The following is a 14,130-nucleotide window of genomic DNA, read 5'->3' as shown; positions in this document are numbered from 1 at the left end:
GCATGACTGAGGCGCGCACCGTGTGGGGTACCGGACTTTCGACGACCGCCGGCGACGGCACAGTTCTCGACGCGTGGTTCCCCGGGGTGCTCACCGAAGCCCCGTCGGCCGAAGACGCCGAGGCCGCACTCCTCGCGCTCGAAGCGCTGGCAGGTCCCGACGAGCGACGCAACGTCACCGTCGAGACCGTGCAGCTGCACATCGATCTGGATGCCGCACCCACGTCGACAGTCGACGCCTATCTGCGACTGCACGCGCTCTCACACCTGGTCGTGCGGCCGAACGAGCTCAACCTCGACGGCATCTTCGCCCACCTGCCGAACGTGGCCTGGACCAACGCCGGCCCCGTGCACCCCGATGATGCCGCACGACTTCGCCCGTTGCTGCAGCGGGCAGGGATCCAGGTGCAGGGGCTCGATAAGTTCCCCAGACTCACCGACTACGTGCAGCCGGCGGGCGTGCGCATCGCTGACGCCTCGCGCGTCCGCCTCGGCGCCCACCTCTCCCCCGGCACGACGGTCATGCATGAGGGCTTCGTGAACTTCAACGCGGGCACGCTGGGTGCGTCGATGGTCGAAGGACGCATCTCTCAGGGGGTCGTGGTCGGCGACGGCAGCGACATCGGCGGCGGCTCGTCGATCATGGGCACGCTCTCGGGTGGCGGCGCACACCGCGTCTCGATCGGCTCGCGCACACTGTTGGGCGCCAACGCGGGAATCGGCATCTCGCTCGGCGATGACTGCGTCGTGGAAGCCGGACTCTACGTGACGGCGGGCACCAAGGTCGTGCTCCTCGACGCTCCGGCAACCCCTGACGGCGGCAGGCAGACCGTCAAGGGCGCTGAGCTGTCGGGCCAGAACGGCCTGCTGTTCCGCCGCAATTCGCTCAGCGGAGCGGTTGAGGCCGTGCGGCGCGCGGGTGTCGGCGTGACACTCAACGAGGCGCTCCACGCCTGAGCGACGCGCTGTGCGGGAGCGCGTCCCAGGCTTCTCCCCCTGACGCGTGATAGTGTCGAATCGACGATCCTCGCACTGCGAGTCGTCTGCGTCGTCGACACGCTCCCGCGCCACTTGCCTGGTTCTGGCCATTTCGAACGGCGAAACGATGCGCGATCCCGCGCCGTCGCCCACCCTTCCGCACCCGGCCCGTTGGTACGTGCGTGCATTCTGACGGAGATACCTTTATGACTTCCTTCCTCGATCTCGGCGTGCCCGCCGACCTCGCCGCCGTCCTCACCAAGGACGGCAAGACCGAGGCGTTCGCGATTCAGCGCGACACGCTTCCCGATTCCCTCGCCGGTCGTGACCTCCTCGGCCGCGGCCGCACCGGCAGCGGCAAGACGATCGCGTTCGCCCTCCCCCTCGTCGCCCGCCTCTCCGCGTCTTCGCGCAGCAGCCGCCCCGGTCACCCGCGTGGTCTCGTGCTCGCGCCGACCAGGGAGCTCGCCACGCAGATCGCAGCGACCATCGCACCGCTCGCCGAGGCCAAGGGCCTGCGCGTCACGACCGTCTTCGGCGGCGTCAGCCAGCGCCCGCAGGAGCAGGCGATGCGCAACGGCGTCGACATCGTCGTCGCGTGCCCCGGCCGTCTGGAAGACCTGATGAAGCAGCGGGTCGTGCAGCTCGACGCCGTCGAGGTCACCGTCCTCGATGAGGCCGACCACATGGCCGACCTCGGGTTCCTCCCGGGCGTCACCCGCATCCTCACCGCCACGCCGGCCGGCGGCCAGCGTCTGCTCTTCAGCGCGACCCTCGACCGCGGCATCGACACGCTCGCCCGCCGCTTCCTGTCGAACGCCGTCAGCCACGAGGTCGACGAAGAGAGCGTGCCCGTCGGCGAGATGACCCACCGCGTGCTGGTCGTCGACTCGACCGACAACAAGACCGAGCTCGTGCGCGAGCTCGCGTCAGGCACCGGCCGGCGCATCCTCTTCACCCGCACGAAGCACCAGGCCAAGAAGCTCGCGAAGCAGCTCACCGCGGCCGGCATCCCGGCCGTCGACCTGCACGGCAACCTGTCGCAGAATGCGCGTGAGCGCAACCTCGGCGCCTTCTCGGCACCCCCCGAAGACGGCGGCGTGCGCGTCCTCGTCGCCACCGACGTCGCTGCCCGCGGAGTGCACGTCGACAACGTGGATCTCGTCGTCCACGTCGACCCGCCCATGGAGCACAAGGCATACCTGCACCGTTCAGGTCGCACTGCTCGTGCCGGAGCCGCAGGAACGGTCGTCACGGTGGTGCTCCCCGAGCAGCGCCGCGATGTGAAGGATCTGCTGCGCAAGGCAGCGATCAGCGCCGCTCTCGAGCCCGTCACGACGGCCGCCGTCAGCGAGCTGGTTCCCGAGCGCGCCGCACACGTGCGTCCTGCTCCCGTCCAGGCGCAGCAGCGCCAGGCGCCCAAGCAGCGTCCCGCGGGCGGCGAGCGCAACTCGGCCGCCAACCCGCCGTCGCGTCGCAGCCGTCGTCCCCGCTCTGGCCAGAGTGGTCAGGGTGCGCCGGCAGCGCAGACCGGTTCGCGACAGGGCGGCCAGGGCGGCTCTCGCCAGGGCGGTCAGTCGCGCAACCAGGGCGGCCGTGGCTGGAGCTCGCAGGGTCGCTGAACCCCGCTGCAAGAGAGGCGGGTGCGCCGATGCTCAGGCATCGACGCACCCGCCTTTCTGCGCCCCGACGAACCCGGAGTGTGCGCAGGCAGCCGTGATCAGCGTCCTATCGCCGCCAGCACCTTCGGATCCGAGCAACCGCGGACGAACCCGGCGAGGCGACGACGGATCTCGAAGCCGAGCACTCGAACTCCGATCCATTCGGCGAACGGTGCGAGCCACGCGGGGCGGCACGAGAAGTTGTACTTCCACACAGCCAGCGTGCCCTCCGGCACCTCGGTGAACCGCCAGCCGCCACCGAGCTTGGTGAAGAACCAGGGCCCCCGCTCCATCACCATGCCCACGTTCGTGGGTGGGGCGTACGACACGTAGCGGCTGACCATCGAGAGACCGAACCGCTGCCGGGTGAAGGTGCGCACACCCTTGGCGGGGGCACCCGCGTCGTCCATGAGGTGCTGCTCACTGATGAAGCGGTCCCAGCGTCGCCGCACCGCTCCCGTCGTCTGAGACACCGCGAACGCCGTCGCGGGGTCCACCGGCACGACCGCTTCGGCGCTGACGACAGGCATCGTGCTCGGCGTCAGCGAGTCTGGAAGGTGCGCTCGGGAGATCCCGTGTAGAGCTGCTGCGGGCGGCCGATCTTGGTCTGCGGGTCGAGCTGCAGCTCACGCCACTGCGCGAGCCACCCGGGGAGACGACCGATCGCGAACAGCACGGTGAACATACGCGTCGGGAAGCCCATCGCCTTGTAGATCACACCGGTGTAGAAGTCCACGTTCGGGTAGAGACGACGCTCCTTGAAGTAGTCGTCGGCGAGAGCGAGCTCTTCGAGTTCCTGAGCGAGGTCGAGAAGCGGGTCCGTGACGCCGAGCTCGGCGAGCACCTCACCGGCTGCTTCCTTGACGAGCTTGGCGCGGGGGTCGTAGTTCTTGTAGACCCGGTGCCCGAAGCCCATGAGCTTCACGCCCTCCTCCTTGTTCTTCACCCGCTCGACGAAGCGAGACACGCTCTGGCCGGAGTCACGGATCTGGCCGAGCATCGTGAGGACGGCTTCGTTCGCACCACCGTGCAGCGGGCCGGACAGCGCCTGGATGCCCGCAGAGATCGATGCGAACTGGTTCGCACCGGTCGAGCCGACCAGACGCACGGTCGAGGTCGACGCGTTCTGCTCGTGGTCCTCGTGCAGGATGAGCAGCAGCTCGAGGGCCTTCGACATGACCGGATTGACCTGGTACTCCTCGGAGTGCACGCCGAAGTTGAGCTTGAGGAAGTTCTCGACGAAGCCGAGGGAGTTGTCGGGGTAGAGGAACGCCTGGCCGATGCTCTTCTTGTGCGCGTAGGCGGCGATGACCGGCAGCTTCGCCAGCATCCGGATCATGTTCAGCTCGACGTGCTCCGGGTTGTGCGGGTCGGTCTGACCCTCATAGTAGGTCGAGAGAGCGGCGACGGCCGACGACAGCACAGACATCGGGTGCGCAGTGTGCGGCAGCGCCGAGAAGAACCGCTTCAGGTCTTCATGCAGCAGCGTGTGCCGACGGATCTTCTCATCGAACTCCGCGAGCTCGGCGGCGGAGGGCAGCTCACCGTAGATGAGGAGCCAGGCGACCTCGAGGTAGCTCGTCGATCCGGCGAGCTGCTCGATCGGATATCCGCGGTAGCGCAGGATGCCCTTGTCTCCGTCGATGAAGGTGATCGCGGACTTGGTGGACGCGGTGTTGACGAAACCGTAGTCGAGCCCTGTGTAGCCGGTCTGCCGCGTCAGCGTCGAGAAGTCGATGCTGTCGGTGCCCGCCGTGCCTCGCACGAGTGGGAACTCAGCGGTCGTATCGCCGATCGTCAGCTTCGCTGTCGCCTGCTGCTCTGCCGCTGCGCTCACGCGGGCCTCCTCATGGATCTTCATCAAGTCGGATGTGGCGATGTCACGGCGCTGAGCACCAGGTCTGTTCGAGATCATCGATACACAACCGAATCGCCTTTACAGCCTAGTAGGCACACAGGCCTACTGTGACAACCGACAAAAGAACCCGCAGTCTGAGGCGAGAACCTACACGGCTTGTTCGCGCAGGCGCCGGGCGCCCTCGGCGATCCGTTCGGAAGGAGCCGTCAGCGCCAGCCGCACGTGCTCGTTCGAGAACGCGCCGTAGAACGGGCCGGGACCCGCGAGGATGCCGAGATCCGCAAGCCTCTCGATGCTCGTCCAGGCATCCTGCCCCTCGGTCGCCCACAGGTAGAGGCCGGCTTCCGATCCATCGATCCGGAACCCCGCAGCTTCGAGCGCCGGCCGCAGGATGTCGCGCCGCCCACGGTAGAGCTCCTTCTGAGCCGCGACGTGCTCGTCGTCACCCAGAGCCACGGCCATCGCGTGCTGCACCGGCTCCGGTGGCATCAGCCCCAGGTGCTTGCGCGCGGTGAGCAGCTCGCCGACGATGCGCGCGCACCCCGCCACGAAAGCGGCCCGGTAGCCGGCGAGATTCGACTGCTTGCTCAGCGAGTAGACGCTGAGCAGATTCGCCCTGCTCCCACCCGTCACGCGCGGGTCGAGGACCGAGGGGATCGGCTCGGTCGCCCACTGGCCGTCCCACCCGAGCTCGGCGTAGCACTCGTCGCTCGCGAGCACGGCCCCCAGCTCCCGAGCGCGCAGAACCGCGGCGGAGAGCTCCTCCACCGTCCAGGTGCGACCGTCGGGGTTGCCCGGCGTGTTGATCCAGATGAGCTTGGTGCCCTCGGGCCAGTCGGCAGGATCGTCGGAAGGCAGCGGCGTGGCCCCGACGACGCGGGCACCCACCTCGTAGGTCGGGTATGCGATTCGGGGATGCACGACGATGTCGCCGGCGCCGAGACCGAGCAGGGTCGGCAGCAGGGCCACGAGCTCCTTCGAGCCGATCGTGGGCAGGACGTTGTCGACCGTGAGGTCGACCACTCCCCTGCGGCGGGCGTACCACGCGACGATCGCCTCACGCAGAGCGGGAGTGCCGACGGTCTGCGGGTACGCGTGCGCGTCCGTCGCCTCCGACAGAGCTCGGCGGATCAGCTCGGGCGTCGGGTCGACGGGCGACCCGACGGACAGGTCGACGATCCCCTGCGGATGCAGGGCAGCGCGCTGACGATAGGGAACGACCGCATCCCACGGATAGTCGGCGAGATCCCGAACGCTCACCGACTACTCGCCCTGTGGCGGGAGAGCGGCGATGATCGGGTGATCGTGCGCGATGACGCCGACCTTGGCGGCACCACCCGGAGAGCCGACCTCGTCGAAGAACTCGACGTTGGCCTTGTAGTAGTCCTGCCATTCATCCGGCAGGTCGTCTTCGTAGTAGATCGCCTCGACGGGGCAGACGGGTTCGCACGCGCCGCAGTCGACGCATTCGTCGGGGTGGATGTACAGCGAGCGTTCGCCCTCGTAGATACAGTCAACGGGGCACTCGTCGATGCAGGCGCGATCCTTGACATCGACGCACGGGAGAGCGATCACATACGTCACTCGACCAGTCTACGACTCGCCGCCGGTCCGATCGCCCAGAGCGGGGGCACGCCGAGCACTAGGCGCTTCGCCGTCGGACGCCGCAGACGACACTGCAGGCGCAGGCGCAGGCGCATCGGTGCGCGCGGGAAGCCGGGAGAAGGACGGCCATGCCACGGCGAGAAGCACGAGTCCGGCGACGAGATAGGTCCAGATGCGACCGCTGAGCGTGTCTTCGACGACCACCGACCCACCAGGGCCGACGCCGGAGATCAGCATCAGCATGCCGAGCATGCCGAGCCCCGCGGCGAGAGTCGCGCCCCGGTCGTGGGTGAGCGCCCGGATCGCGACGAGGATCGCCCCGCACGCGACCGCTCCCACCAGCAGCCCCACGGGCACCGGTCCCCACATCAGGCTGTGTCCGATCGTTCCCGCGACGCCGAAGACGCCGCCGACGAGAGCCGCGGCGATCCAGGAAAGCACCCGGGAGATCCATCCAGTACGCACGAGTCGATCCTACGCGCGCCGAGGATCTGCTCGACTCAGGCAGCGAGGCCGAGAAGCCTCAGGACTGCGGCGACGACCGCAGCGGCGAACACCACGACCAGGAACGACTGACGCAACCACAGGAGACCGGCCGCGACGAGCAGAGCGGGGACCCGTGCATCGACGACCACGGCCTGCCCGGCTCCGAGAGTCTGCACAGCCACGAGTGCGGCGAGGAGCGCCACGGTCAGCAGGTCGGAGATGCGAGCCGGTCGTGGCGCCTCGAGCACGCTCGGCGGAACGAGGTAACCGCTGGCCTTGAGCGCCAGGCAGATCACCGCAGCGAGCAGGATCCCGCTCCACACGCTCATCGGTCGACCTCCCCGGAGCCGGCCGTGGAGCCGTCGACTCGTCCCAGCCAGTTGAACCAGCCGACGACGATCGCGACGACAGCCGCGACCAGCACGGGCAGACCGGGCATGATCAAGGGCGTGAGCGACGCGGCCACGACAGCTGCGGCCACACCGACCGCGATCGCCTGGCGCTCCTTGAGGCGCGGCCAGAGCAGAGCCAGGAATGCAGCGGCAGCGGCAGCATCCAGCCCCCAGGTCTTCGGGTCGCCGAGCACGTCGCCGACCAGAGCGCCGATCAGCGTCGTGATGTTCCATCCGATGAAGATCCCGATGCCGGTCACCCAGAAGCCGACCTGCCTCAGACGAGGATCTCTCTGCGAGATGGCCACTGCGGTGGACTCGTCGATCGTGAAGTGCGCCGCCGCGACTCGGCGGGCGGGCGTGGTTCCGACGATCTGAGACATCCGCATGCCGTAGGCGACGTTGCGCACCCCGAGCAGCGTCGCCGAGGCGATGGCCGAGGGAAGCGCCGACACGCCTCCGGCGGCGAACACGCCGACGAATGCGAACTGCGATCCGCCCGTGAACATCAGCAGGCTGAGCACGCACGCCTGCCAGACATCCAGACCGGATGCCACGGCGAGCGCGCCGAAGGAGACGCCATAGGCGCTGGTCGCGAGAACCACGCCCAGCGCCTCGCGCCAGACTTCGCGCTCAGCGGTCATCGCGAGATCGTTCGCTGCAGTGAACACATGATCATCATTCTGAACAACGCCTCACGGATAGTCAAGCGAACGATCGTTTGACATACTGAACAGATGGAGGATCTCCGCACCCGCATCGCCCGTACCGTGCGCAACGAACGTGAGAGAGCCGCGCTGTCCGTCTCCGAGCTCGCGCGTCGGGCGGGGATCTCGAAGGCGACTGTCTCGCAACTCGAATCAGGCTCCGGCAATCCCAGCGTCGAGACGCTGTGGGCTCTGGGTGTCGCGCTCGGGGTGCCTTTCGCCGTGCTCGTCGACCAGCAGATCAACGCGCCGACGCTCATCCGCGCCGACGACCTCGCCGGTGTGCCGTCGTCAGCGGCGGCGTACAGCGCGACGCTGCTGTCTGCGAGCCCGCCGGGCGCCCGCAGGGATGTGTACCTGATCCAGGCGGAACCCGGTGACCCGCGGCGCTCCGATCCGCATCATCCGGGCACCACCGAGCACGTGGTCCTCATCTCGGGCCGAGCTCTGATCGGGCCGACGGACGACCCTGTGCTGTTGAACCCCGGCGACTACCTCTCGTACGCCGGAGACGCACCGCACGTGTTCGAGGCGATCGTCGCCGGTACACGCGCGGTTCTCATCTCCGAACTCCGCTGAGCATCATTCCGGCCCCGGACCCGAGCCCGAGACCGGTGACGGGTCGGGGATCTCCTCGGGCTTGTACTTCGGAAGCCTCGATGCGGGCAGGATCGCCACCGCGCTGAGGCCGGCGAGCAGGAGCAGCCCGAGTCGCAGCGTGCCCAGGCGAGACTCCTCGTTGACGGCCACCGCCGCGTCGATCTGCTCGGGGGTCGCATCGGTCTGCTCGAGGGCGGCGCGGAGGTCGTCGTTGCTGACGAAGTTGAGGTTGTCCATGTCGACCTGCGCGACGAGCGAGGGCGACAGCTCGGGATGCTCGACGACCGCACGACCGATGCTCAATCCGAGGAGCGATACGAGGAGCGCGCCGGCCAGAGCGGTGCCGACCGCGGAGGCGAGGTTCTGCGTGGTGCCTCGGAGCGAACCGACATCCCCCGCGAGCTCGGCGGGCGCCGAGGTGACGAGCACGTTGAACACGAGCGTCACGAGCGCGCCCTGGCCGATGCCGAAGACGATCAGCCCCAGGATCGTGGGCAGGGTCTCCCAGTTGTTGTTGACCACGACGGACAGCCAGACGAGCGCGACCGTGGTCAGGATGAACCCGAAGACGCCGATCACCCGCGGCGGGTAGCGCTTGTAGAAGCGGACGACGAGGGTGGCCGTGATGAAGACCGTCAGGTTGAAGGGCATCATCGCGAGGGATGTGTCGAAAGGCGTCCTCCCCTGCACGATCTGGATGTACAGCGGGATGGTGAAGTTCACGCACGCCTCGAGAGCCACGACGATGAACATCGCGTAGACGGCCGCTCGCTCCTTCGAGGAGTCCAGGATGCTGAGGTCGATCAGCGGCACCTTGCCCTCGGCCATACGCCTCCGCGTCCACACGAAGAAGCACTGCCCGAGCACGATTCCCACGACCACGAAGGCGGGAGCTGGCGAGAGCCCCAGGATGCTGAAGGGCGCAGCCTCCGTCGCGGCGACGGCACCCCACCCGTTGAGGTTGTTGAAGCCGAGGGTGAGGAGGACGATCGCCGCACCGATGAGCAGCGACGCCACGAGGTCGATGCGGATCGACGCGTCGCCGCGATCGCCGCGAAGCGTGAAGCTGAAGGCGAACACCACGACCGCGATGCCGAACACGATGAAGAACATCGGACGCCATCCGACGAGCGTTCCGAGGGTGCCGCCGATCAGGAAGGCCGTGACCCCCGAGATGGCCCTGGCCGAGCCGATCGCACCGATCGCGGTCGCCTGTTGCGCTCCGCGATAGTTCTCGGCGATCAGCGCCACGATCGAGGGCACGATGATCGCCGCAGCAGCGCCGGCGACCGCCTGCCCGGCGATGGCCCAGCCCACGCTCGGCGACACGATCATGAGCACCGAGGATGCGGCGAAGAGGCCGATCACGATCCGGAAGATGAGCACCCACCCGATGCGCTGGCCGAGCTTCGCGCCGGTCATCACCAGTGCGGCCACGGCGAGCCCGTACATCACGATCGTCGTGCTGGCGACAGTCGGCGGCACGCCGAACTCGCTGACCATGCCGCCGAGCGAGATCGGAAGGGCGGCCACGTTGAACGACATGAGCACCTGGGCGAGGAAGAGGCTGACGAGCGGCATCCAGGAGGTCTTCGTGGGAGCCGGAGCGGTGTGTGTCATGACAGGGTCCTCCGAACGGTGAGAGGGGTCAGTCCGTCGAGCGAGGGGTCGCCGACGGCGCGGAAGCGAACAGGTTCAGGCCGAGTGCGCGCGAGAGGTGGCCGATCGCGAGCTGCGACCGCACAGAGTTGCCGGCTCGGTCGAGGCGAGGTGAGAATCCGGCGACCGCCCCCTTGCCGGGGGCGACAGCCACGATGCCTCCGGCGACCCCCGACTTGGCCGGCAGGCCGATCTCGAACAGCCACTCCCCCGAAGTCTCGTAGAGGCCGGTCGACGCCACCACGGCGAGAGTGTCGCGACAGACGTCCGCCGAGACGACGCGCTCACCCGTGATGGGGTTCACGCCGCCGTCTGCGAGCGTCGCGCCCATCACCGCGAGGTCATGAGCGGTGACGCTGAGCGCGCACTGACGCGTGTAGACGTCGACCACGTCATCCGGGTCGCCGGTCAGCCGTCCGTAGCTTCGCAGCAGCCACCCCATCGCTCGGTTCCGCTCGTTCGTCTCCGCCTCGGACGCATAGACGACCCCGTCAAGACTCAGCGGGCGTCCGGCGAAGGCCGACAACCCCTCCCGGACGCGCTCCCACTGCTCGACGGACGTCTGCCCCGGCATCAGCGCCGTGGTGGCGATCGCACCGGCGTTGACCATCGGATTCATCGGATGCCCCGCGTTGAGCTCGAGCGCCATCAGCGAGTTGAAGGCGAGCCCCGTATTGTTGACCCCCACGATCTCGCGCACCCGCTCGTGGCCGTGCTCCCGGATGGCCAGCGCGTACACGAACATCTTCGAGATCGACTGGATCGAGAACGGATGCAGCGCGTCTCCGGCGTCATGCAGGCCGCCATCGACCTCGATGACCGCGAGACCGAACAGCTCGGGGTCGGCCTCCGCGAGCACGGGGATGTAATCGGCGACTGCACCCGTGCGGTCGTCCGCATAGCGGCGGTGGGCTTCGCGCACGAGCTCGTCGACGCGGTCCCACCCCGGCAGGGCGCCGGTCGACACCTGCTGTGGGATGTCTGTCAATGCCGCGACGTCCATGCGTTCTCCTCCGAGTCCACGACCCCCCAGCCGTCACCGCTCACCGTAGTGGCAATGCCTCGCTCTGCCTAGAGCACGGAGCGCCGGTTTCAGGCTGCGCCCTGAAACGCCGAGACCCACCGCCGCACGCATGCGGGGTGGGTCTCGGTGGTGCCGGTCGGGCGGCGGAGGCTCAGTACCAGTTCACGGACTGGGAGTGCCCCCACGCGCTGCAGGGGGTGCCGTACACGGAGGAGATGTATCCGAGACCCCAGCGGATCTGCGTGGCCGCATTCGTCTGCCAGTCGGATCCGGCAGACGCCATCTTGCTTCCGGGCAGAGCCTGCGGAATCCCCGTCGCGCCGCCCGAGGCGTTGTACGCCTGGTAGTTCCACCCGGATTCTTTGGTCCACAGCGAATCCAGGCAGGAGAACTGGTCGGCGCCCCACCCGTACTGACCTGACGCGATGTCGCGCGCCGCGGCCTTCGCGCCGTCGACGGTGTTCGTCTGAGCGAGTGCGGCGGCTTCAGCGGCCGCCTGCTCGGCAGCCGCATCCGCAGCGGCTTTGGCCTGCTGAGCCGCCACGTAGGATTCCTGCAGGGCGGCCGTCTCAGCGACGATCTCGTCCGTGCCGGTGACTGCATACGCAGTGAGGCTCGTGAGCTGCCTGTTCGAGAACTCATCGCGGTCGGCGAGCTGATCGACCCAAGCGGTCACGTCGGAGGTATCGACCGAGGAGGGTGCCGCGCCGAGGTCGAGGCCCGATGCCGCGACCTCGGCGTTCAGCGCCTCGGCTGCAGCAACGGCGTCCTGAGCGGCGACCATCGTCAGGGCTGAGTCGTCGGCGCTCTTCGCCGGCTGCTCGGTCTCGCCGGTGACGAAGGACGTGACGCCGGCGACGGCGTCCGGCACCTCGGCGCCAGCCGCGGGCGCCGACACCATGCCGACGGTCAGGGCGAGGCCGAGCACACCGCCGGTGATCGTTCCGAGAATCAGCTTGGGGCGACGTGCCGTGATCGCGTTGCGGGCTGACGCCGCCGCGTGGGCGCGCCGAAGCGCACGGGTGTTCTGAAGCATGGGTTCGACTTTCGGGTCGTCGTACGCCCGTCACAGGACACTCATCGGGAGATTGCCCCAGGCGCAAGGTAACGATTCTGCAACGGCCCGCCTGGACGTTTCGTGAGAAAAGGGCCCTGTACAGCCGTTTTCGGCGGTACAGGACCCTTCTCTTAGACGATTCTCAGGAGCCGGCGTCCTGACGCTTCAGGCGCGCGGTGTCGCGAGCACGCGTGTTGGCGTCGAGGTTGACCTTGCGGATGCGGACGACCTCGGGCGTGACCTCGACGCATTCGTCGTCACGCGCGAACTCGAGGCTCTCCTCGAGGGTGAGCTGGCGCGGAGGGGTCATCGACTCGAAGGTGTCGGAGCTCGCCGCACGCATGTTGGTGAGCTTCTTCTCCTTCGTGATGTTGACGTCCATGTCGTCGGCACGCGAGTTCTCGCCGATGACCATGCCCTCGTAGACCTCCTGAGTGGGCTGCACGAAGAACGACATGCGCTCCTGCAGGGCGATCATCGCGAACGGGGTGACGACACCCGAGCGGTCGGCGACGATCGAGCCGTTCTGGCGGGTCGTGATCGACCCTGCCCACGGCTCGTAGCCGTGCGAGATCGCGTTGGCGATTCCGGTGCCGCGGGTCGTGGTGAGGAACTCGCTGCGGAAGCCGATCAGACCACGAGACGGGACGATGAACTCCATGCGCACCCAGCCGGTGCCGTGGTTCGTCATGTTCTCCATGCGGCCCTTGCGGTTCGCGAGCAGCTGCGTGATCGCGCCGAGGTGCTCCTCAGGAGTGTCGATGGTGAGGTGCTCGAACGGCTCGTAGGTCTTGCCGTCGATCTTCTTCGTGACCACCTGCGGCTTGCCGACGGTGAGCTCGAAGCCCTCGCGACGCATGTTCTCGACCAGGATGGCGAGCGCCAGCTCGCCGCGGCCCTGGACCTCCCAGGCGTCGGGGCGTCCGATGTCGACCACCTTGAGCGAGACGTTGCCGATCAGCTCCTTGTCGAGACGGTCCTTGACCATTCGAGCGGTGAGCTTGTGGCCCTTGACCTTGCCCATCAGCGGCGATGTGTTCGTGCCGATCGTCATCGAGATGGCGGGGTCGTCGACCGTGATCGCGGGAAGCGGGCGGACGTCCTCGGGGTCGGCGATGGTCTCGCCGATCGTGATGTTCTCGAAACCGGCGATGGCGACGATGTCGCCGGGGCCGGCGGACTCGGCGGGGTAGCGCTCGAGCGCGCGCGTCTTGAGCAGCTCGGTGATACGTGCGTTCTGGTGCGTGCCGTCCGCACGGACCCAGGCGACGGTCTGGCCCTTCTTCAGCGTGCCGTTGAAGACGCGGAGAAGCGCGAGACGGCCGAGGAACGGGCTGGAGTCGAGGTTCGTGACCCAGGCCTGCAGCGGGTGCTCGTCGTCGTACTCCGGAGCGGGAACATGCTCGAGGATCGCCTCGAAGAGCGGCTCGAGGTCGTCGTTGTCGGGCAGCGATCCGTCGGCCGGACGGTTGCGCGACGCGGCGCCGGCACGGCCGGACGCGTAGACGACGGGGACGTCGAGCAGAGCGTCGACGTCGAGGTCGGGCACGTCGTCGACGAGGTCGGACGCGAGGCCGAGCAGCAGGTCGTGCGCCTCTTCCTCGACCTCGGCGATGCGAGCGTCGGGGCGGTCGGTCTTGTTGACCAGGAGGATGACGGGAAGCTTGGCCTCGAGAGCCTTGCGCAGCACGAAGCGGGTCTGCGGAAGCGGGCCCTCGCTGGCGTCGACGAGCAGCACGACGCCGTCGACCATCGACAGGCCGCGCTCGACCTCTCCACCGAAGTCGGCGTGGCCGGGCGTGTCGATCACGTTGATCGTGATCTCCTTGCCCTGAGCATGCTTGCCCTTGTAGGTGATCGCCGTGTTCTTGGCGAGGATCGTGATGCCCTTCTCACGCTCCAGATCGTTGGAGTCCATCGCGCGTTCATCGACGTGCGCGTGTTCGCCGAAGGAGCCCGTCTGACGCAGCATGGCGTCGACGAGGGTGGTCTTACCGTGGTCGACGTGAGCGACGATAGCGACGTTGCGGAGGTCAGAACGGAGGGCGTGCGCCATGCAGATGTCCTAAAGAGTGTGGGGTTTTGTCGAGAAGCCGACGTTCCA

Annotated in this window: 14 protein-coding genes; 3 read left to right on the top strand and 11 right to left on the bottom strand. The window is 68.0% G+C overall.

Features of this window, described 5'->3' with window-relative positions; genetic code table 11:
• The first annotated feature begins 2 nt into the window (after window positions 1-2).
• Both dapD and MRBLMI13_RS00810 read left to right on the top strand, forming a co-directional pair.
• A complete protein-coding gene (gene dapD / locus MRBLMI13_RS00815; RefSeq protein WP_309687181.1) occupies window positions 3-956 on the top strand; it encodes a 2,3,4,5-tetrahydropyridine-2,6-dicarboxylate N-succinyltransferase in 954 nt (317 codons plus the stop codon).
• Window positions 957-1,183: 227 nt separating this feature from the next.
• A complete protein-coding gene (locus MRBLMI13_RS00810; protein ID WP_367821117.1) occupies window positions 1,184-2,599 on the top strand; it encodes a DEAD/DEAH box helicase in 1,416 nt (471 codons plus the stop codon).
• Between the two features lie 98 nt (window positions 2,600-2,697).
• Here the strand turns inward: MRBLMI13_RS00810 and MRBLMI13_RS00805 are convergent, their stop codons facing one another.
• The 7 genes from MRBLMI13_RS00805 to MRBLMI13_RS00775 form a co-directional block, all read right to left on the bottom strand.
• Entirely contained in the window at window positions 2,698-3,168 is a 471-nt protein-coding gene (locus tag MRBLMI13_RS00805; RefSeq protein ID WP_367821119.1) for an SRPBCC family protein, read from the bottom strand.
• An 11-nt stretch (window positions 3,169-3,179) separates the two neighbouring features.
• Window positions 3,180-4,499 (bottom strand): citrate synthase, encoded by a 1,320-nt coding sequence (locus tag MRBLMI13_RS00800; RefSeq protein ID WP_153302153.1) that lies wholly within the window; start codon window positions 4,497-4,499, stop codon window positions 3,180-3,182.
• 144 nt (window positions 4,500-4,643) lie between these two features.
• Window positions 4,644-5,756: a succinyldiaminopimelate transaminase gene (gene dapC / locus MRBLMI13_RS00795; protein ID WP_367821122.1), complete on the bottom strand. Its 1,113-nt coding sequence runs from the start codon at window positions 5,754-5,756 to the stop codon at window positions 4,644-4,646.
• A 3-nt stretch (window positions 5,757-5,759) separates the two neighbouring features.
• On the bottom strand, window positions 5,760-6,080 hold the full coding sequence (gene fdxA, locus MRBLMI13_RS00790; RefSeq protein ID WP_042542002.1) for a ferredoxin: 321 nt from the start codon (window positions 6,078-6,080) through the stop codon (window positions 5,760-5,762).
• 9 nt (window positions 6,081-6,089) lie between these two features.
• Entirely contained in the window at window positions 6,090-6,566 is a 477-nt protein-coding gene (locus tag MRBLMI13_RS00785) for a histidinol dehydrogenase (protein ID WP_367821124.1), read from the bottom strand.
• Between the two features lie 35 nt (window positions 6,567-6,601).
• Window positions 6,602-6,916 (bottom strand): AzlD domain-containing protein, encoded by a 315-nt coding sequence (locus MRBLMI13_RS00780; protein ID WP_367821126.1) that lies wholly within the window; start codon window positions 6,914-6,916, stop codon window positions 6,602-6,604.
• Window positions 6,913-7,623, bottom strand: a complete 711-nt coding sequence (locus MRBLMI13_RS00775; RefSeq protein ID WP_367821128.1) for an AzlC family ABC transporter permease — start codon at window positions 7,621-7,623, stop codon at window positions 6,913-6,915. The genes MRBLMI13_RS00780 and MRBLMI13_RS00775 overlap by 4 nt, the downstream gene beginning before the upstream one ends.
• Before the next feature lie 93 nt (window positions 7,624-7,716).
• On the opposite strand from MRBLMI13_RS00775, the gene MRBLMI13_RS00770 reads away from it, so the two are divergent.
• Complete coding sequence (locus tag MRBLMI13_RS00770) at window positions 7,717-8,265, top strand: helix-turn-helix domain-containing protein (protein ID WP_367821130.1); 549 nt, start codon at window positions 7,717-7,719, stop codon at window positions 8,263-8,265.
• Between the two features lie 3 nt (window positions 8,266-8,268).
• Here the strand turns inward: MRBLMI13_RS00770 and MRBLMI13_RS00765 are convergent, their stop codons facing one another.
• From MRBLMI13_RS00765 to typA, 4 genes are all read right to left on the bottom strand, one after another.
• Window positions 8,269-9,906: an MFS transporter gene (locus MRBLMI13_RS00765; protein WP_367821132.1), complete on the bottom strand. Its 1,638-nt coding sequence runs from the start codon at window positions 9,904-9,906 to the stop codon at window positions 8,269-8,271.
• A 28-nt stretch (window positions 9,907-9,934) separates the two neighbouring features.
• Window positions 9,935-10,948 (bottom strand): glutaminase A, encoded by a 1,014-nt coding sequence (gene glsA / locus MRBLMI13_RS00760; RefSeq protein ID WP_367821134.1) that lies wholly within the window; start codon window positions 10,946-10,948, stop codon window positions 9,935-9,937.
• 172 nt (window positions 10,949-11,120) lie between these two features.
• A complete protein-coding gene (locus tag MRBLMI13_RS00755) occupies window positions 11,121-12,005 on the bottom strand; it encodes a phospholipase (RefSeq protein WP_052493020.1) in 885 nt (294 codons plus the stop codon).
• 163 nt (window positions 12,006-12,168) lie between these two features.
• Entirely contained in the window at window positions 12,169-14,082 is a 1,914-nt protein-coding gene (gene typA / locus MRBLMI13_RS00750; protein ID WP_042542007.1) for a translational GTPase TypA, read from the bottom strand.
• Between the last annotated feature and the right edge of the window lie 48 nt (window positions 14,083-14,130).

Origin of the sequence: Microbacterium sp. LMI13-1-1.1 (assembly GCF_040815625.1) — a bacterium.
GTDB classification, from domain to species: domain Bacteria; phylum Actinomycetota; class Actinomycetes; order Actinomycetales; family Microbacteriaceae; genus Microbacterium; species Microbacterium forte.
The sequence above is the reverse complement of the archived record's forward strand: the minus strand, read 5'-3'. Positions and strand labels throughout refer to the sequence as shown.